18 protein-coding genes are annotated in these 17,384 nt (G+C 38.6%); 12 read left to right on the top strand and 6 right to left on the bottom strand.

Translation table 11 applies throughout. The features are described from left to right. Nucleotides 1–89: 89 nt before the first annotated feature. Complete coding sequence (gene metK / locus JYB62_RS12185; protein WP_205645710.1) at nucleotides 90–1,343, top strand: methionine adenosyltransferase; 1,254 nt, start codon at nucleotides 90–92, stop codon at nucleotides 1,341–1,343. A gap of 68 nt (nucleotides 1,344–1,411) precedes the next feature. Here the strand turns inward: metK and JYB62_RS12180 are convergent, their stop codons facing one another. From JYB62_RS12180 to JYB62_RS19875, 3 genes are all read right to left on the bottom strand, one after another. Further along, nucleotides 1,412–1,897, bottom strand: a complete 486-nt coding sequence (locus JYB62_RS12180) for a hypothetical protein (RefSeq protein WP_205645709.1) — start codon at nucleotides 1,895–1,897, stop codon at nucleotides 1,412–1,414. Between the two features lie 221 nt (nucleotides 1,898–2,118). Continuing rightward, nucleotides 2,119–3,102 (bottom strand): D-alanine--D-alanine ligase, encoded by a 984-nt coding sequence (locus JYB62_RS12175; RefSeq protein ID WP_205645708.1) that lies wholly within the window; start codon nucleotides 3,100–3,102, stop codon nucleotides 2,119–2,121. A gap of 175 nt (nucleotides 3,103–3,277) precedes the next feature. Continuing rightward, the gene (locus tag JYB62_RS19875) at nucleotides 3,278–3,517 is read right to left on the bottom strand and encodes a hypothetical protein (protein WP_243431557.1); all 240 of its coding nucleotides are present in this window, start codon (nucleotides 3,515–3,517) and stop codon (nucleotides 3,278–3,280) included. A gap of 107 nt (nucleotides 3,518–3,624) precedes the next feature. Here JYB62_RS19875 and JYB62_RS12170 point away from each other — a divergent pair, with 107 nt between their 5' ends. The 3 genes from JYB62_RS12170 to atpC all read left to right on the top strand — a co-directional run bounded on the left by JYB62_RS12170 (nucleotide 3,625) and on the right by atpC (nucleotide 6,071). After that, entirely contained in the window at nucleotides 3,625–4,104 is a 480-nt protein-coding gene (locus tag JYB62_RS12170) for a C40 family peptidase (protein WP_205645707.1), read from the top strand. A 154-nt stretch (nucleotides 4,105–4,258) separates the two neighbouring features. Then, nucleotides 4,259–5,761 (top strand): F0F1 ATP synthase subunit beta, encoded by a 1,503-nt coding sequence (gene atpD, locus JYB62_RS12165; RefSeq protein ID WP_205645706.1) that lies wholly within the window; start codon nucleotides 4,259–4,261, stop codon nucleotides 5,759–5,761. 64 nt (nucleotides 5,762–5,825) lie between these two features. After that, nucleotides 5,826–6,071, top strand: a complete 246-nt coding sequence (atpC, locus tag JYB62_RS12160) for an ATP synthase F1 subunit epsilon (protein ID WP_205645705.1) — start codon at nucleotides 5,826–5,828, stop codon at nucleotides 6,069–6,071. 202 nt (nucleotides 6,072–6,273) lie between these two features. Here atpC and JYB62_RS12155 read toward each other — a convergent pair whose 3' ends face one another. Next, nucleotides 6,274–7,614: an alpha-L-fucosidase gene (locus tag JYB62_RS12155; protein WP_394369695.1), complete on the bottom strand. Its 1,341-nt coding sequence runs from the start codon at nucleotides 7,612–7,614 to the stop codon at nucleotides 6,274–6,276. A gap of 150 nt (nucleotides 7,615–7,764) precedes the next feature. On the opposite strand from JYB62_RS12155, the gene rpsU reads away from it, so the two are divergent. The 4 genes from rpsU to JYB62_RS12135 all read left to right on the top strand — a co-directional run bounded on the left by rpsU (nucleotide 7,765) and on the right by JYB62_RS12135 (nucleotide 10,983). After that, complete coding sequence (gene rpsU, locus JYB62_RS12150) at nucleotides 7,765–7,959, top strand: 30S ribosomal protein S21 (RefSeq protein ID WP_074225478.1); 195 nt, start codon at nucleotides 7,765–7,767, stop codon at nucleotides 7,957–7,959. A gap of 220 nt (nucleotides 7,960–8,179) precedes the next feature. Then, on the top strand, nucleotides 8,180–9,064 hold the full coding sequence (locus JYB62_RS12145; protein ID WP_205645704.1) for a tyrosine-type recombinase/integrase: 885 nt from the start codon (nucleotides 8,180–8,182) through the stop codon (nucleotides 9,062–9,064). A 35-nt stretch (nucleotides 9,065–9,099) separates the two neighbouring features. Further along, the gene (hpf, locus tag JYB62_RS12140; RefSeq protein WP_074226131.1) at nucleotides 9,100–9,405 is read left to right on the top strand and encodes a ribosome hibernation-promoting factor, HPF/YfiA family; all 306 of its coding nucleotides are present in this window, start codon (nucleotides 9,100–9,102) and stop codon (nucleotides 9,403–9,405) included. Between the two features lie 69 nt (nucleotides 9,406–9,474). Then, nucleotides 9,475–10,983 carry an ArnT family glycosyltransferase gene (locus JYB62_RS12135; protein ID WP_205645703.1) on the top strand — a complete coding sequence of 503 codons (1,509 nt, stop codon included), beginning with the start codon at nucleotides 9,475–9,477 and terminating at the stop codon, nucleotides 10,981–10,983. Here the strand turns inward: JYB62_RS12135 and JYB62_RS12130 are convergent. Then, a complete protein-coding gene (locus tag JYB62_RS12130) occupies nucleotides 10,977–12,656 on the bottom strand; it encodes an ArnT family glycosyltransferase (RefSeq protein WP_205645702.1) in 1,680 nt (559 codons plus the stop codon). The genes JYB62_RS12135 and JYB62_RS12130 overlap by 7 nt on opposite strands. A 119-nt stretch (nucleotides 12,657–12,775) precedes the next feature. Between JYB62_RS12130 and JYB62_RS12125 the strand changes: the two genes are divergently transcribed. Further along, nucleotides 12,776–13,729 (top strand): glycosyltransferase family 2 protein, encoded by a 954-nt coding sequence (locus JYB62_RS12125; RefSeq protein ID WP_205645701.1) that lies wholly within the window; start codon nucleotides 12,776–12,778, stop codon nucleotides 13,727–13,729. A gap of 59 nt (nucleotides 13,730–13,788) precedes the next feature. Beyond that, nucleotides 13,789–14,685, top strand: a complete 897-nt coding sequence (locus tag JYB62_RS12120; RefSeq protein ID WP_243431555.1) for a lysylphosphatidylglycerol synthase transmembrane domain-containing protein — start codon at nucleotides 13,789–13,791, stop codon at nucleotides 14,683–14,685. Here JYB62_RS12120 and JYB62_RS12115 read toward each other — a convergent pair. Further along, a complete protein-coding gene (locus tag JYB62_RS12115; RefSeq protein WP_205645700.1) occupies nucleotides 14,680–15,123 on the bottom strand; it encodes a hypothetical protein in 444 nt (147 codons plus the stop codon). The genes JYB62_RS12120 and JYB62_RS12115 overlap by 6 nt on opposite strands. A 30-nt stretch (nucleotides 15,124–15,153) precedes the next feature. Here JYB62_RS12115 and pyrF point away from each other — a divergent pair, with 30 nt between their 5' ends. Both pyrF and JYB62_RS12105 read left to right on the top strand, forming a co-directional pair. Then, a complete protein-coding gene (pyrF, locus tag JYB62_RS12110; protein WP_205645699.1) occupies nucleotides 15,154–15,969 on the top strand; it encodes an orotidine-5'-phosphate decarboxylase in 816 nt (271 codons plus the stop codon). A 95-nt stretch (nucleotides 15,970–16,064) separates the two neighbouring features. Further along, a complete protein-coding gene (locus tag JYB62_RS12105) occupies nucleotides 16,065–17,360 on the top strand; it encodes a DUF2851 family protein (RefSeq protein ID WP_205645698.1) in 1,296 nt (431 codons plus the stop codon). The last annotated feature ends 24 nt before the right edge of the window (nucleotides 17,361–17,384 follow it).

Here is a 17,384-nt window from a genome sequence, read left to right as displayed (position 1 = left end):
AATTGAAGGACCTTTTACTTCGATTTTTTATTTCGTACAGTTCCTGTATTTTTGTGCTTGCTTAAAAAACGCATTACAAATTAATATTTATGGCATATTTATTTACCTCAGAGTCAGTCTCTGAGGGGCATCCAGATAAAATTGCGGATCAAATTTCCGACGCATTAATTGATAATTTTTTGGCATTTGATCCTAATTCTAAGGTTGCTTGTGAAACTTTGGTGACTACAGGACAAGTAGTCTTGGCCGGAGAGGTAAAATCCGATATTTATTTGGACGTTCAGAAAATCGCCCGAGATGTAATTAACCGTATTGGTTATACCAAATCCGATTACATGTTTGAAGGTAATTCCTGCGGTGTTTTATCTGCTATTCATGAACAATCCCAAGACATTAATCAAGGAGTAGATCGAAAGAGTCCTGAAGAACAAGGAGCTGGTGATCAGGGAATGATGTTTGGATATGCAACTAATGAGACTGAGAACTACATGCCTTTGGCACTAGATCTTTCTCATATGATCCTTCGGGAATTGGCTGAATTAAGAAGAGAAAATAAAGAGATCACCTATTTGAGACCAGACTCCAAAGCGCAGGTGACTATCGAATATTCTGATGACAATGTACCCCAGAGAATTGAAGCTATTGTAGTTTCTACTCAGCATGATGATTTTGATGAGGAAGAAGCTATGCTTGCCAAGATCAAATCAGATATAGTTTCTATTCTGATTCCAAGGGTGATCGCACAATTAAAGCCTGAAATTCAGAAGTTATTTACAGACGATATTAAATACCACATCAACCCAACAGGTAAATTCGTAATTGGTGGTCCTCATGGGGATACTGGATTAACTGGAAGAAAAATCATCGTGGATACTTACGGAGGTAAAGGGGCTCATGGTGGAGGTGCATTCTCTGGAAAAGATCCTTCTAAGGTAGATAGATCTGCTGCCTATGCCACCCGACATATTGCCAAAAATATGGTGGCTGCTGGAGTTGCTGATGAGATCTTAGTTCAAGTTTCTTATGCAATTGGAGTAGCTGCACCAATGGGTATTTATGTAAATACTTATGGCACTGCTAAAGTAGATATGCATGATGGGGAAATTGCAAAGAAAGTAGAAGAGTTATTTGATATGCGACCTTATGCAATCGAACAACGATTGAAGTTGAGAAATCCGATTTATGAGGAAACTGCTGCATATGGTCATATGGGAAGACAAAATGAGGTCGTTTCAAAAACTTTCCTTTCTCCTTATAGAGATGAGATTACCTTGGAAGTAGAGCTCTTTACATGGGAAAAATTAGATTTTGTAGATAAGATTAAATCCGCTTTCGGGTTATAAAACGAAAAGCCTTCTGAATTGCTCAGAAGGCTTTTTTGTTTCAATATTTACTTATTAAAGAGCAGAATTTAGGAATTCGAAGGCTCTGTATTGATTCCGCAATTTTCCTTCAATTCCTCCAATTGATTCAACCATTGTTCGATGTCAACATCTCTTTCTTTAACCTCTAAATCTAAGGCTTTGAGATTTTCATCATCTTCAATAGTCCATTTTCCTATTGCCATGTTATTTGTAAGTTCGTCAACTTTTAGAGAGTTTTCTTTCCAGTCGACAATAAACTCATCAATATCCTCACGAAGAGTTTCATAGGCAGTTTCACAATTACTCTCCTCACCCTGAAAACGAACAGGAATCATTTCGGAAATTCCATTTTCTTCTTTTTTCGTTTTCAATAAATACATTTGATTCCCTACTTGCTCAGAAAGATCTGCTACTTTTTCAGACGTATTTTTCCATTCCGCAATAAGGTCTTTCAACTTTTCTTCTTGCCTATCAGATGGACCGCAACTCACAATCAATCCAAAAAGCACCATTACAAACATGTAATTTTTCATATCGAATTTGGGTTTTAGGATGAAGTTCACAGACCAAAATTTTCCCGGAAATGGGGATTTATTTTCACATGCAATACATGCTAATTACCTTGAAAGCTACTTTTTAGCTCCTGAAGGCTTGATCAATGAATTATTAATTATTTCTTGCCTAAATGGTCCAAATGTTATTCCAAAATTCGATATTCTTCCTAAGGGGTGCTTAAGATTAGAATTTGAGGATCTTAAAACATTTCTTCAATTATCTGAGTGTAGAAGTCTTTTACCTCCATCCCAATCGCGCGGACCTGTTGGGAAATTAGACTTGTTTCAGTTTGACCTGGCACTGTATTGATCTCTATAAAGTAGAATTTCCCAGATTCTTTTTGAAGAAAATAATCGATTCTAACAGCACCTTTGCAGTTCAATTTTTCATAAATCTTTGGGATGATGCGATTGACTCTATCTACCTCTTCTTCGTTCATCCTGCCAGGAGTAATTTCTTCTGTAACACCTGCTACGTATTTCGCCTCATAATCAAAAAACTCTTTGCTGCTCACTATTTCCGTAGCTGGTAATACCTGGATATTGCCTTTGCCTTTGAAGCAACCGATAGAAAATTCTCTTCCTGAGACGAACTCTTCCACTAACACCTGTTTGTCTTCAGCAAAAGCTTTCTCCAAGGCTTCTGGTAACTCCTCCCAAGTTTTGACTTTGCTCATGCCAATGGAGCTTCCCCCATTGTTTGGTTTGATAAATAAGGGTAAGGTTAACTCATTTGCGACTTTTTCTCGATTCTCGGAGGAGTTCTCAAAAAGTTGGAGAGATTTTGCAATGTATAATTCCTCGATGTCATCTACTATTGCCTTGGTATAGCCCTTATTCATGGTAATGGCTGAAGTCAGTTGATCACAAGTAGTATATGGGATGCCAATCATATCAAAATATCCGGCAAGCTTTCCGTCCTCCCCAGGTGAACCATGAAGGATATTGAATACTCCGTCAAAGATGATTTTTTGCCCCTCCAACTCAATACTAAAGTCATTCAAGTTGACAGGGATTTTAATTCCCGACTCGTTTAAAAAATACCAGTCGCCAGGGTAAATCAGGATTTTATAAATATCATAAAGGTCTCTGTCTATGGTTTTTTCAACAACTGCCGCACTTTTTAATGATATGACCGACTCTCCGGTAAATCCTCCGGTCACAAGAGCTATTTTCTTCTTCATTGGGATAAAAATTAGAACTACGAATTACTTGAATTTTCTTTTATTTCCCGCAGTTCCCCGCAGATTCTCGGAGATAAATACCGCAGATTTTCGCTAAAGTAAGAGTTGTTATAGGGTAGAAGAATAAAAATTAGCTTGGATCAGCGTCCTTTTCTGCGGATATCTGCGGGATTTTTTAAGCCAGTTTAATTTGATCTAGATAAAATTTCATTCTAGAATGATTCCTGGGTAAAAAGTCAATTTTATCGATTTTGTCCAATTTGTGATTGTAAAAAACTTCGACGTATTCATTATTCAAAAGGTACAAGTTTACTTTATGTCGGTAATAACGAATACCCACGACAAATGTACCTTCTGTATATAAGGTGTTGATTTTTTTATGGAAAGGGAGGTTTGTAAATTCTTCTCTACTCATATCCTTCGCTTCAAACTACGAATATAACGAAATGATAGGTTGTTTTTGATATATTAGGGTTGATTCCTTCGTTCGAGAATCATATACTTGAAAGAGTAATTATGCGAATGATTAAGCAAAGATTTTCTTCCTTTCTTTATTGGATTCCAATTCTGGCCTTTTTGGCCTTTTCCTGTGCATCAAAAAAGAAAGCGGCATCGGATCCGTTTGATGTAGTGATTTCCACCGCTAGAAGCTATACCGGGACCCCTTATAAATATGGAGGTACGAGTAGAGCAGGAATGGATTGTTCGGCTTTAGTGTACCATGCCTATTACTCTATTGGAGTCACAATGCCTCGAGTTTCTGCGGATCAGAGTCAAGTAGGAAAAAAAATTAATCAAAGAGATTTACAGCGGGGGGACTTGTTGTTTTTTGCTACTGGAAGAAGAAAAAACAGGGTGACCCATGCCGGAATTGTGACTGAAGTCAGCAAAAATGATGTACGATTTATACATTCTTCCACTTCTTTGGGGGTTTCGGAAGATTATTTGAGTAACCGGTATTGGTCCAAGGTATTTTTATTTGCGCGGAGAGTAATGGAGTGATTTTTTGACTATAGGTGCATTTTTGGAGCAAATACTTAACAAATAATTGATAAGCTTCGGATTATTTCCCAAATATCCTTTGGGATTAGGCTTTATTGGTTAATTTTGCGGACGAATTCAAAAAGCATATCCTTTTTACATTTCATTCTATCAAATGGCAAATATTGGAAAGATAACTCAGGTAATTGGACCCGTAGTGGACGTTTCCTTCGAAGGCGGTAAACTGCCAAACATCCTTGACGCGGTTGTAGTAACCAAAGAAAACGGCCAAGTAGTCGTTATGGAAGTTCAACAGCACTTGGGTGAAGACAGAGTAAGAACTATCGCAATGGACTCATCCGAAGGGATGGTACGTGGCATGGAGGTAAAAGACTTGGGTCAACCAATCTCTGTACCAACTGGCGAGGCTATTAAAGGACGTCTTTTCAACGTGGTTGGAGATGCAATTGACGGTCTTCCACAAGTTACTACTGGAGCTAGACTTCCTATTCACAGATCCGCACCAAAATTTGAAGACCTTTCTACTTCTACAGAAGTACTCTTCACTGGTATTAAAGTAATTGATTTGATCGAGCCTTATGCAAAAGGTGGTAAGATCGGTTTGTTTGGTGGTGCCGGTGTAGGTAAAACAGTATTGATTCAGGAATTGATCAACAACATTGCGAAGGCATATGCTGGTCTTTCTGTATTCGCCGGTGTAGGTGAAAGAACAAGAGAAGGAAATGACTTGCTTCGTGAAATGATCGAGTCAGGTATTGTAACTTACGGTGATGACTTCATCCACAGCTTAGAAGAAGAAGGTGGATGGGATCTTTCCAAAGTGGATTTGAAAAAATTAGAAGATTCTAAAGCAACCTTCGTGTTCGGTCAGATGAATGAGCCTCCAGGGGCGCGTGCTCGTGTAGCCTTGACTGGTTTGACTTTGGCTGAATATTATAGAGATGGTGATGGAGAAGGTGCTGGTAAAGACATCCTTTTCTTTATCGATAACATTTTCCGTTTCACTCAGGCAGGGTCTGAAGTGTCTGCACTTCTAGGTCGTATGCCTTCTGCGGTAGGCTACCAGCCAACATTGGCAACAGAAATGGGTGCCATGCAGGAAAGAATTACCTCTACTAAGAATGGTTCCATTACTTCCGTACAGGCAGTTTATGTACCTGCGGATGACTTGACTGACCCTGCTCCAGCGACGACTTTCGCTCACTTGGATGCTACTACGGTATTGTCAAGAAAGATTGCCGAATTAGGTATTTACCCAGCAGTGGATCCTTTGGATTCTTCTTCAAGAATTCTTTCTGCAGAGATCTTGGGTGATGAGCATTATGATTGTGCTCAACGAGTGAAAGAAACTCTTCAGCGTTACAAAGAATTGCAGGATATCATTGCGATCTTGGGTATGGAAGAACTTTCTGAAGAAGATAAGCAAGTGGTACACAGAGCAAGACGTGTACAGCGTTTCTTATCTCAGCCATTCCACGTGGCAGAGCAGTTTACTGGTCTAAAAGGAGTGTTGGTTGATATCAAGGATACGATCAAAGGCTTCAATATGATCATGGATGGTGAGTTAGATCATCTTCCAGAGGCAGCTTTCAACTTGGTAGGTAGCATCGAAGATGCGATTGCTAAGGGTGAGAAAATGTTGGCTGAAGTTAAATAATTAGAAAATAGAGCGACGGCTTAGGTGATTCTTGGCCGCTTGCTTTTATATAAATCCGAATCAGATGCATTTAGAAATCGTCACACCGGACAAAAAAGTATTTCAGGGTGAAGTGACCGAGGCCAGTTTCCCAGGTGCCGGAGGTGCATTTCAGGTGCTGAATAATCACGCTCCGATCGTATCTGCTTTGGCAAAAGGAACTGTTTCCTTTACCACTGCAGAAGGCAAGCAATCCATGGTTGTGGATGGTGGAGTTGTGGAAGTAAAAGATAATGTGATAGTATTGCTAGCCGAAAAAGTAGAGGCTTAAGCTAATTTGATTAGATATAAAGAAAGTCCAACTTGTTCGAGTTGGACTTTTTTATTTTAAAATATTTCGTGTTCACCAAAAAGAAAGGCCCCGCTCAATCAGGTCGGGTGTTGATTATTATTTTTGAAACGGGAAGCCTTTCTATTTTCTTTTTTCAATTCAAATCATTCATCGAACTGCTTGCTTCCAACTTCCCGACTTCTTAATTACTCTCAATCACCTGACCTTTTTCACGATACAAATCCACAGGGCCATCCAATAGCACAGCTAATACAGTAATGTCTTTATCATAAACATTGTCAGGTATATCAATGTATTTCATGCCAGGGACAGAACTCCAGTACATTTTTCCCACTTCCCTAGATTGCAATTTGGTTCCATTTCCAACCACCCAGACACGCTGGATTTTATTTTTCAGGCCTTTGATAGCAAGTGATTCATTCACTTTATAATCCAGATAGATATACAGGATGGTCTTATCCTTCGATAAGGTGGTAGGAGCATAGACATGACCATCAGGAATTCCCGCCTGGGTTTCGTAAATGGCTGATTCATGTTTGGAAGTCCAGCGCGCAAATTCGGTTAAAATATTTTCTGCTTCTTCGGGAATAGAGCCATCCGCCTTTGGGCCGAAGTCCATTAATAGGTTGCCGCCCATGTGTAGGCAATCCACAAAGATTCTTAAGAGTTCACTGGGAGATTTATAGGCATGGTCATTTCCTTGATATCCCCAGCTGTTATTCATGGTCATACACAATTCCCAATATTCACTGTCGGGTCTTGAAACAGGGACTCCTTGTTCAGGCGTAGCATAGTCTCCAAATCCAGGGCCCAACCGGGAGTTGATAATCAGGTTGGGATTATAGCCCAATAATTTTTCTTTCAATTCAGCACTTCTCCACTCTTCTGGACTATGTTCCCAATCCCCATCAAACCAATATAAATCGGGACTATATTGGGAAGAAAGTTCACTCAACTGAGCAAAGTTGAAATCAGTGAACTTACGGAATCTTTCCGGATCATTTTTGTATCGAAATGATTCACGAGTATTCCTGTCATAATCTGGATGGGACCAATCCAGTACAGAGAAATAGATTCCTTTTTTAATTCCTTCTTTTTCCAAAGCATTCATAAAAGGCCCTACCAAATCCCTTCCAGCAGGAGATTTTTGAACTACCGAGAGATCGCTTGCCTTGGTGTCCCAAAGTGCAACCCCATCATGGTGTTTGGTAGTGAGAACCGCATATTTAGCACCACTTGCTTTAATTAATCTAGCCCATTTTTCTGGGTCATAATTGGAAGCTGTGAATCTGTCCAACTGCTTCATATAATCCTCGTACTTGATGTAGTCGTTGAAAAAAGACCAGGATTCATCAATTCCATTGACCGAGTAAATACCCCAGTGGATAAAGATTCCTAGTTTTGCATCCTTAAACCACTCCATTTTATTGGGGTTTTCCTGTGAAATAGCTGGTTTGGAGGTAAGAAATGTGATCAGGCAAAAAGTCAGAATTAGTAGAGAAGCTGTTTTTCTAAATAACATGGGGTAATTGAATTTCTTTTTTAAGCCCCGAAAATAGTTAATTGAATATGAACTTCAAGGTCAAAACATTGATAAGGATAATTTAGAGGAATGTTATTGTTTCTAAAGTATTATCCATACCTTTGCAGTCGCGAAAGGAGGTGTAAAAATATGATCGTAGTAAACGTAAAAGAGAACGAATCTATCGAAAAAGCGCTAAAGCGTTTCAAAAAGAAGTTTGACAAGACTGGTGCAGTCAGAGAACTTAGAGCTAGACAAGCGTTCACAAAACCTTCTGTAAAAAGAAGAGCACAGGTCATCAAAGCGTCTTATAAGCAAAAACTTCAAGAGGAAGCTAATAAGTAATCGTTTTTGACAAAAACATATAAAAGCGTACTAACTTCGGTAAGTGCGCTTTTTTTGTATTTCGAATTCTAATAGGGTCATTTTAAAGAAGGATGTGAATGGCTCTAGGTTATGGACAAGGAGGCCTGTTTTCTCGCTGATTTATATCAGTAATATTTCCTTTCATTTTCATTACTTATTTCATTTTTTTTCATGTACCTTAAATAAGTAATCTCAGTACATGATCGACTCATTTATTAATTATTTAGAATTCGAGAAAAAATCCAGTCAACATACCGTATTGGCCTATCAAAAAGACTTGGAGCAATTTGAGGAGTTCGTTTCCACCGCTTTTGAAAGGAAGGATATTTTGATGTCCGATCATTCTGAAATTAGGGCATGGGTGATAGAATTGGTAGAGAACGGTCTGAGTACCACTACTGTTAACAGGAAAATCGCTACCCTGCGTTCTTTTTATAAATTTTTGCTTCGCTCCAGGCTTATTTCAAAGGATCCTACCTACAAGTTAAAATCCCTTAAAAACCCGAAAAAATTACCCGAATTTCTTCAAGAAACCACCATTTCCTCCGTTCTAGAGGAAAGTGTTTATGAAGAAACATTTGAAGGTAATAGAGACCGAATGGTGATGGAGTTTTTGTACCTGACAGGAGTGAGACTTTCTGAGCTCACCGGATTGAAATGGGAAAATATAAATCTTCAAGAGGAAGTGGTAAAAGTTTTAGGAAAGCGAAAAAAGGAAAGAATAATACCTCTTACAAAGGGGCTTGTTCGAAATATCATTTTGTATAAAAAAGTATTTGAGCAAAGGTTTTCAAATGTTGCTCAAAGTGACTATTTTATTGTTACAAATCACGGAAAGCCAAGTTACCCTATGATGATATACCGTGTAGTCAGACAGTATCTAGACCTTTTTGCACAGACTTCCAAGCGCAGTCCTCATATCCTGCGCCATACTTTTTCGACTCATCTACTCAACAAGGGAGCAGATTTGAATGCTGTTAAAGATTTACTTGGGCATTCCAACCTTGCGGCGACGCAGGTGTATACTCACAATTCGTTAGAAAAACTCAAGGCTGTGTTTGAACAGGCACATCCTAAAGCGTAAATAAATTATTGTTCAACCATTAAATGCAAATCAAAATGAAACTGCAGATGCACTCAATCCACTTCGATGCTGATCGAAAATTGATCGATTTTATTCAAAGAAAAGCAGACAAGCTGGAGACCTTTTATGATCGAATCATAGACGGAGAGGTTTTTATGAGGCTCGATAAGAATGACAACAATGAAAACAAGATTGTTGAAATCAAATTAAATGTGCCAGGGAAGCAGTTTTTTGCAAAGAATCAGTCAGATTCTTTCGAAGGGGCCGCTGATGAAGCGATAGAAGGGTTAAGAAGGCAAATTAAAAAGTACAAAGAAAAGGTTGTTCTCGTAAGGCAATAGTAAACCCTAAAATCTTTTATAAACCCTCGGAACTCCGAGGGTTTTCCTTTTTCTTGAGAGCTTTTTCCCATGAAATCCAACTTTTCCTATAAATCGGCATTTTGGATAGTCAACCTGGCTATCATTTTGGCAAAAATAGCCTTCGTTTTTCGGCCTGAACTCGATTTGTTTACGGAAGAAGCCCAGTACTGGCTTTGGTCAAAAAACTTAGCTTGGCATTATTATTCCAAACCGCCTTTGGTGGCCTTTTTAAATTATATCAGTACCTCCATTTTTGGAGTTACCGAATTGGGCGTTCGTATCAACCCAATACTTTTTGGTCTGGGGACTGCTTTGGTGACTTATAAATTCGGATCTTATCTATACAATGAGAAGGTTGGCTTTTGGGCTTCCATCCTTTTACAGGCAATGCCTTTTTGGTGGATAGTTTCTTCTTTTCACACTACAGATACCTCTCTTACTTTTTTCTGGTCTTTGACCATGTATTTACTTTATAGAGCCCTGAAAGAAAGTAAGCTTAATTGGTGGATACTAGCTGGTTTGGCAGCTGCTTTGGGACTGATGGCTAAGGCTATGATGGTTCTGGTGTTTCCATTCCTTTTTTTATTCATTTTGCAAGAAGGAAAGCTGAGCAAAAAGTGGAGAGACATGCTACTTTTCTTCCTGATCATGTCCTTGGCATTTATTCCGATTCTGGTATGGAATTTTCAAAATGACTTTTATACCTTCAAGCATCTGGCCAACCTAGCTTGGGCTGGAGGTAATGAAGTGACTACAGCCTCTTTAGGGAAATCTGTCGCTCAATTTTTCGAATTTTTAGGTGGTCAATTGGCTATGCTCTCTATATTCTTGTTGCCAATCCTATTTTGCTCCATCAAGAGTGTCTTGAAATTTAGAAGCCAAGATAAGTTTTACATCATTCTACCTGCTTTACTCACATTTATCAGTTTCTCTTTTTTAAGCTTTTTCACAGAGGTTCTAGTGAATTGGCCAGTTTTCTCCTATGTGGGATTGCCGATTATTATGAGTGAATGGGTTTTAAACCAATCAGTTAAATGGAAGAATTTTCGCAATTGGAGTATTGGAATCAGTATTGGTCTATCCTTATTACTCATTCTTCCTGACTTCACTTTTTTCAAATCAATTCCACTCATTAAAAAAGGTGAAAGCCAATTTTTTAGAAGGATGTCTGGCTACGATCCGCTTGCCGAAAGAGTTGGTTTTTTACAGGATAGTTTGGCTTTGTCGGCTCCTTTTGTCTTTTCTGAAACCTATCACATGGCCTCAGAAATGTCTTTTTATCTAAAAGATCATCCGCAGCCCTATATGTTAAACATGGGTGCAAGAAGAAACCAATTTGATCTTTGGCCTGGAATGGAGCAGTTTTTGGGACAGAACAAGGTGGGGATTTTTGTCAGCTGGAATTATGACTCTCTGGGTATGTTCGCTCAATTTGACTCTTTGCTATACGAGGAGAAGTTTGAGGTATACTTTAAGGGAGAACCATTGAGAACTGCTACTATTCAAGTTTGGAAAGACTTAAAAGAGTTTGATCCCTTTATTCCTGAAACCTATTGATCCCCTTTTTTCTGAAGCCAGTAGTAGACTTTCCCATTTTCTTTTAAAAGTTCTTCAAATTTGGGATCTCCCAGATGCTGAAGTAAAAATGGAATCTTTTTCGAATCCCAATTCAAAGAAGCAACTTTAACATCAAAATTTTGAAGTGGGAGTTTCTGAAGGTATTTGTCTTCGACTATTAAGTTGGGGTAAATAGATGATCGGTCCAATAGTTCTTGCTCACTCAAGGATTTCTCACCAGTAATATCAGTCATGTAATAATCTGGGCCTAAGTAAACCCGAATCTTGCTGCTGACATGAATGTTGCCGATAAAACCGATTTCATTTGCAGGATCAATCCCTTGGGAAGACGCATATGCTTGAACTTGGGCTCCTTGCTCTGGTAGGGAGATTTTTGCAGTGACAGTAGATAAGAGAAAGAAAACAAGTAAAACCGATAGGGATAATCCCCATGGAAGCTGCCTTTCTTTATAAACTGATCGGGCTAAATAAATTATAAGAGTGAATCCAATTGTTAGTTGCAAGTAAATCCAAAAGGTACTACCTAATTGGAAATTGATCCAAAGTCCAGCTATTCCTACTATGAGCGATAATAGGATGAAAAAACCAGTGCCTATCTTCAAACCTTTTTGACGAATTTGGAAATCAGCTTTTACTAGGATCCAACTGAGAAAGATGGCTAAAACCGGGGCAACTGGGAGTAAGTAGCGCTCATAGAATTTGGTAGTCATAGCTCCCATTCCCAATATCGCAAGTCCCCACAGAACGGCGAATCCAAAGAATACAGCATTCTCTTTCCAAGTTTTCTGAATGGTCTCTTTGAATTTCGGGAAGGAATAGATCCCCCAAGGCAGATAAATCGCAAATAGAATGGCAGTGGCAAGTGCGCCATTTTTCAGAATAAGTAAGTAGCGTGATGCTACTCTTCCTCCTACTTGATCTTCCAAAAAGCTATCCAGGTAAGTAGGTCCATGGATTTTCCACATGGCCACAAACCAGAAGAGTCCGATAAAAATGGCGATAAGTAGAGAAGGTAAATGAAGGAAAGTCTTCCAGGATATTTTTTTCCATGGATTGAACAGTAGGTAAAGTATTCCAATTCCTCCTAAAGCGGCGGCAGGTAGTCCTTTTACCTCAAAGGCCAAAGCCAAACTGATATATAATATCCATATGTACTTTTTTGGAGTATGATCTCCATATCGCATCAATCCAGCAAAACCAATAGCACTAGCGGACATAGTGAGGCCTAACAATACGTCAGGAATGGAGCGAGTCGAGGCAAATATCAAAACTATATTGGAAGCGATGATCAAGGCAGAAAGACCTGCAATTTTTTTGTCTGAGAATAAGACTTTTGCCACCATATAGGTGATTCCGATTGTCATAGAGCCAGCTAATAAAAAGAAGATTCTTGATGAAAAAGCACTGACTCCAAATAATTTAAACCCAGCTAAAACCACCCAGTAAGTTCCTATGGGTTTTCGAAACCTCAACTCTCCGTTTCCGAGATAAGTGGTGAGGTAGTCTCCATTTTGCATCATTTTAACAGCAGCATCACTATAATACATTTCGTCCGGGAAATGCATATGAAAACTTAGGGCAAATGGTCCAACCAAAATAGTAAAGGCAGCCATCAATACCCATGGATTAATTTGAAGCTCTTTTGAAAACATCTTGCAAAGATAAGATGAATGAACTTTGTCACACCAAATTTTCGTTGGCATCCGAAAGCCGATAAGCAGTTTATTGCCAACGGAAGTATTTTGCCGTATTTTTGACCAAATTTATGATCATGAGCAAGCCCCGGTTGTCTGTAGTTATTACCATCTACAACGAAGAAGAAAACATCAAGCCCTTATTAGAAGCTACCTATTCTGCACTTTCCGAAATCGACTATGAGGTCATTCTAATAGAGGATGGTTCTACTGATAAGACAGTGGCTGAAGTGAAAAAGTATGCAAATGATCGGACTAAACTGATTATTTTTAATCGGAATTATGGTCAGACCACCGCATTGGCAGCAGGAATAGATATGGCCACAGGAGAGTATATCTCTACCATGGATGGGGATTTGCAAAATGACCCGACTGACATTCCTATTATGCTTCAAAAAGCGATTGATGAGGACTGGGATGTGGTAGCTGGAAGAAGGGCAAATAGAAAAGACGGGTTTGTTTTAAGGAAGATTCCGAGCAAAATCGCAAACTGGGTGATCCGAAATACTACCAAAGTCTATTTGAATGATTATGGCTGTACACTTAGAGTCTACAAAGCAGAGATTGCTCAAGGAATGGGGTTATATGGAGAATTGCACCGTTTTATTCCAGTTCTTGCCAAGCAACAGGGGGCAAGGATGACCGAAATGGATGTGAAGCATCACCCTAGAATCCATGGAGAGTCTAAATATGGATTGAGCCGAACCTTTAAAGTAATGGCTGATCTGATCTTGATGCTGTTTTTTCAAAAGTATTTCCAGCGTCCCATTCACTTGTTTGGTGGAATAGGGATTATCGCTTTCCTAATAGGATTTCTAATCAATATTTACCTGCTAGTGTTGAAAATAATGGGAGAGGATATCTGGGGAAGGCCAATCATGATTTTAGGTTTTATTTTGGTGCTTGGAGGTATTCAATTTATCACGACTGGAATTATTGCTGAGATCATCGTCAGAACTTATTTTGAGTCTCAAAATAAAACTACCTATACCATTAAATCAGTTTATCAAGGGGAAGTATTGACAGCATAAGACTGTTTTATTCCCTATTCGTTGAGCTGTTCAATTCAGAAGAATAGACCTGACTTCCCTTGGAAAAAAAAGTAAGTACATTAGGAAAAAAACTCAAAACTGGACTAAAACTTCTTTTGACGGGTTTGGCGATTTTCTTGGTGTTCCGAAAAATTGACACCGAGGAACTCTGGTTGATCACCAAGTCCATTCATTGGTTTTGGTTATTGCCTGCCCTGATCTTATTTGTACTAAGTAAAGTTTTTACAGCATTAAGGTTGAATCTTTATTTCAGAAATATTGGATTGAATATATCTGAAAAGTTGAATTTCAGATTGTATCTGGTAGGCATGTTTTATAACCTATTTCTTCCTGGAGGAATTGGAGGAGATGGTTACAAAATCTATTTACTCAATAAGAATTATAAAGCTTCTGTTAAATCGCTGATACAAGCTTCTCTATTGGACCGATTAGGAGGATTGGTTGCCATTGTGTTTCTGTTACTTTTCCTAGTACTTCCGGTAGATTTAGAGCTTCCATTTGAATCCCAAGTACCTTGGGAAGTATTGATTATAATTGCTTTAGTGTTGGTATTCCCAGCATTTTGGATGGTTCAAAAGCTTTTCTTCAAATCTTTTTTACCGTCATTTATAAAGTCTAACATTTGGTCCATGTTAGGACAGATTTCTCAGTTGGTTTGTGCCGTATTTATTTTGATTGCCTTAGGAGTAGAAACAAACTTCTTAGCCTATCAACTGGTATTTTTACTTTCTTCTATCGTTGCCGTGCTTCCTTTAACCATTGGTGGGGTTGGGGCTCGTGAACTGGTGTTCATTTATGCACATACCTATGCAGGGATAAATGAAGCCACTGCAGTTGCTTTTAGTTTGATTTTTTTCTTGATTTCTGCATTTGTTTCTCTCGCAGGTTCCATGATCAAGGTGGAATTTGAAGATAAAATAGTATCAGATTTATAAACTGTTTTCTTTTATAAGGATTGCGTCATAAGGAAAATAGAATTGACCTAAGGCCTTTTTTATTTCCCAGCTCAATTGACCTTTATGGGGTATATAAGTAACTCTAATCTCGGAAGTCTCTCCTGAAAAGTTACTTTTGATGCTTCCACTCCACCTATTTGGAAGTTTCTCCGGTTTTAAAATGATGGAAACTGTTGAAGCACAATCTACCCGGCCTCCATTGTAATATTCTCCACAATGGATTCCTTTAATGAGTGATTTTGATTTATCTTGATCATTGAATAAGGTTACCCTAAAGGACCTTTCCTCTGAATTTTCGATCCATTTCCAATTCCCAAGGAGTTCTTGCCCAAATGTTAATGTGAAGCATAAAAAAATAAGAAAGTAAGAAGGACTGTCTTCATAAATTAACTTTTCCCAAAAATAGCTAAACAGCATTTCTTACCTTTGCCCAAAATCCTATAATTCATGAACAAAGCCGAGCTATTTTCCCAAATTCAGAAAAAGTCATCCTTTCTATGTGTAGGGCTCGATGCAGATATCCAGAAAATTCCAGCACATCTTAAGACGGAGAAAGATCCAATTTTCACTTTCTGTAAAGAAATCATAGAGCAGACAGCTGATTTTGCAGTAGCATACAAGCCAAATATCGCTTTTTTTGAAGCCTTAGGTCAGCAGGGTTGGGAAACGCTCCAAAAAGTAAATGAATTAATCCCCAAAGAAATTTTTACAATTGCAGATGCAAAAAGGGGAGATATTGGGAATACCTCTAAATTGTATGCTAAAGCCTTTTTCGAAAAAATGGACTTTGACTCGGTAACAGTGGCTCCTTACATGGGGGTAGATAGTGTGACTCCATTTTTAGAATTTGAAAATAAATGGGTCATTCTTTTGGCGCTTACTTCTAATGCCGGATCAATGGATTTTCAACTCATTAAGGATGAAACCGGCAAGCCATTGTATCAAACTGTGTTAGAGAAAAGCAAGCAATGGGGGAATTCAGATAATATGATGTATGTGGTAGGAGCTACACGTGGAGAGTTGATTGGAGAGGTAAGGAGATTGGTTCCGGATCATTTCTTTTTAGTGCCAGGGGTAGGAGCTCAAGGCGGTAGCCTGTCTGATGTTGCAAAATATGGAATGAATTCTTCCTGTGGTTTGCTCGTGAATTCAAGCCGTGGGATTATTTATGCATCTCAAGATAAAGATTTTGGTAAGTCGGCTAGGTCTGAATCCCAAAAACTACAGGAAGAAATGTCCCGTCTATTGGACACTTACCTATAAAACAGAAGATTATTAATTGTTTTTAAAGCCAGTTTTTACTGGCTTTTTATTTTTATAAAGTTTTTTTAATTTAAAGAAGACTTTAGGTGATTTTTATGAATTTCAGAGAAGATTTTTTACAGCTCGTCTGGAAATTTCAATATTTCGAAAAAAGAGATTTCCAAACTACCAATCAGGAACAAGTTCAGGTGATCCAAATTGGCTTCCATAATCTAGCGGAAGGGCCCGATTTTTTAGATTCTGTGGTCATGATAGATGGGGTTACCTTGCATGGTCATGTAGAGGTCCATAAATATGCTTCCGATTGGAAAAACCATGATCATGAGGAGAATCCCGCATATAATTCTGTAGTCCTGCATGTAGTATGGGAAAATGACAAAGCCGTATTACGTAATGATGGGACCTTAATTCCTACTGTTGAATTGAAAGGGAAAATATTTTTAAATATCTGGAGAAACTACGAGCGTTTATTGGACTATCAATCAGAGCTTCCCTGTGCTCATGCTGTGTACCAGGTCCAAGAGATCATTCGCTTTTCGAGTTTGGAAAAATCCTTGGTAGAACGACTTCAAGAAAAGTCTCAATCAATTTTAAATCTGTTGGAGGAAAACAAAGGAGATTGGGAGGAAACTGCCTACCAGTGGTTATTTACCACTTTTGGATTCAAAACTAACAGTAAAGGAATGACTGAGTTGGCTAAGTTAGTACCCTATAAAATCCTGATGAAACACCGGGATAAGCTAGCTGTATTGGAAGCCATATTATTCGGACAAGCGGGATTGTTACCGGAGGATTCAAAAGAGCCTTATGTACAATATTTGATAAAGGAGTCGGAATTTATACAGAGGAAATATAGATGGGAGCGTTCCTTGAGCCGTCAGCATTGGTCCTTTATGGGAACCAGACCTAGCAATTTTCCAACACTGAGAATTGCGCAACTTGCGGCTATTTTATCTAATGCACCGAGTTTGTTGAGGGCAATATTAGAAGATTCAAGAGATTTCTTCTCGTTTAAAAAGCTGCTTCAAGTTAAGCCAAGTGATTACTGGTTACATCATTATTCTTTTGGAAAGCCAGCTTCTAGAAAAGTTTCTAATGGAGTTTCCAATACAGTGTTGCAGTTGTTAATAATCAATTATGTTTTGCCTTTGTGGTTTGCCTATGGGAGGTATTTCCAGCAATCGGAATGGAAAGAACGCTGTTTTGATTTACTTCAGGAGGTGGCTCCTGAGGATAATAGGATTATTAAGAAATTTCAAACTGCCAACTGGATTCCTTCCAACGCTTTTGATACCCAGGGGATGTTGGGTTTATACAAAAATTATTGCCTACCCAAAAAGTGTCTTCAATGTAAAATCGCCCAGAGCTTGGTAAAGAGAGAAAGCAAATGATTTTTGCGTAAGCATATGATTTAC

Source organism: Algoriphagus lutimaris, assembly GCF_017051705.1.
GTDB classification, from domain to species: domain Bacteria; phylum Bacteroidota; class Bacteroidia; order Cytophagales; family Cyclobacteriaceae; genus Algoriphagus; species Algoriphagus lutimaris.
The sequence above is the reverse complement of the archived record's forward strand: the minus strand, read 5'-3'. Positions and strand labels throughout refer to the sequence as shown.

Excerpts from the sequence above, each read along its gene's own strand:
- metK (WP_205645710.1), top strand. The coding sequence starts at position 90 with ATGGCATATTTATTTACCTCAGAGTCAGTCTCTGAGGGGCATCCAGAT.
- JYB62_RS12180 (WP_205645709.1), bottom strand. The coding sequence starts at position 1,897 with ATGAAAAATTACATGTTTGTAATGGTGCTTTTTGGATTGATTGTGAGT.
- JYB62_RS12175 (WP_205645708.1), bottom strand. The coding sequence starts at position 3,102 with ATGAAGAAGAAAATAGCTCTTGTGACCGGAGGATTTACCGGAGAGTCG.
- JYB62_RS19875 (WP_243431557.1), bottom strand. The coding sequence starts at position 3,517 with ATGAGTAGAGAAGAATTTACAAACCTCCCTTTCCATAAAAAAATCAAC.
- JYB62_RS12170 (WP_205645707.1), top strand. The coding sequence starts at position 3,625 with ATGATTAAGCAAAGATTTTCTTCCTTTCTTTATTGGATTCCAATTCTG.
- atpD (WP_205645706.1), top strand. The coding sequence starts at position 4,259 with ATGGCAAATATTGGAAAGATAACTCAGGTAATTGGACCCGTAGTGGAC.
- atpC (WP_205645705.1), top strand. The coding sequence starts at position 5,826 with ATGCATTTAGAAATCGTCACACCGGACAAAAAAGTATTTCAGGGTGAA.
- JYB62_RS12155 (WP_394369695.1), bottom strand. The coding sequence starts at position 7,614 with ATGTTATTTAGAAAAACAGCTTCTCTACTAATTCTGACTTTTTGCCTG.
- rpsU (WP_074225478.1), top strand. The coding sequence starts at position 7,765 with ATGATCGTAGTAAACGTAAAAGAGAACGAATCTATCGAAAAAGCGCTA.
- JYB62_RS12145 (WP_205645704.1), top strand. The coding sequence starts at position 8,180 with ATGATCGACTCATTTATTAATTATTTAGAATTCGAGAAAAAATCCAGT.
- hpf (WP_074226131.1), top strand. The coding sequence starts at position 9,100 with ATGAAACTGCAGATGCACTCAATCCACTTCGATGCTGATCGAAAATTG.
- JYB62_RS12135 (WP_205645703.1), top strand. The coding sequence starts at position 9,475 with ATGAAATCCAACTTTTCCTATAAATCGGCATTTTGGATAGTCAACCTG.
- JYB62_RS12130 (WP_205645702.1), bottom strand. The coding sequence starts at position 12,656 with ATGTTTTCAAAAGAGCTTCAAATTAATCCATGGGTATTGATGGCTGCC.
- JYB62_RS12125 (WP_205645701.1), top strand. The coding sequence starts at position 12,776 with ATGAGCAAGCCCCGGTTGTCTGTAGTTATTACCATCTACAACGAAGAA.
- JYB62_RS12115 (WP_205645700.1), bottom strand. The coding sequence starts at position 15,123 with ATGCTGTTTAGCTATTTTTGGGAAAAGTTAATTTATGAAGACAGTCCT.
- pyrF (WP_205645699.1), top strand. The coding sequence starts at position 15,154 with ATGAACAAAGCCGAGCTATTTTCCCAAATTCAGAAAAAGTCATCCTTT.
- JYB62_RS12105 (WP_205645698.1), top strand. The coding sequence starts at position 16,065 with ATGAATTTCAGAGAAGATTTTTTACAGCTCGTCTGGAAATTTCAATAT.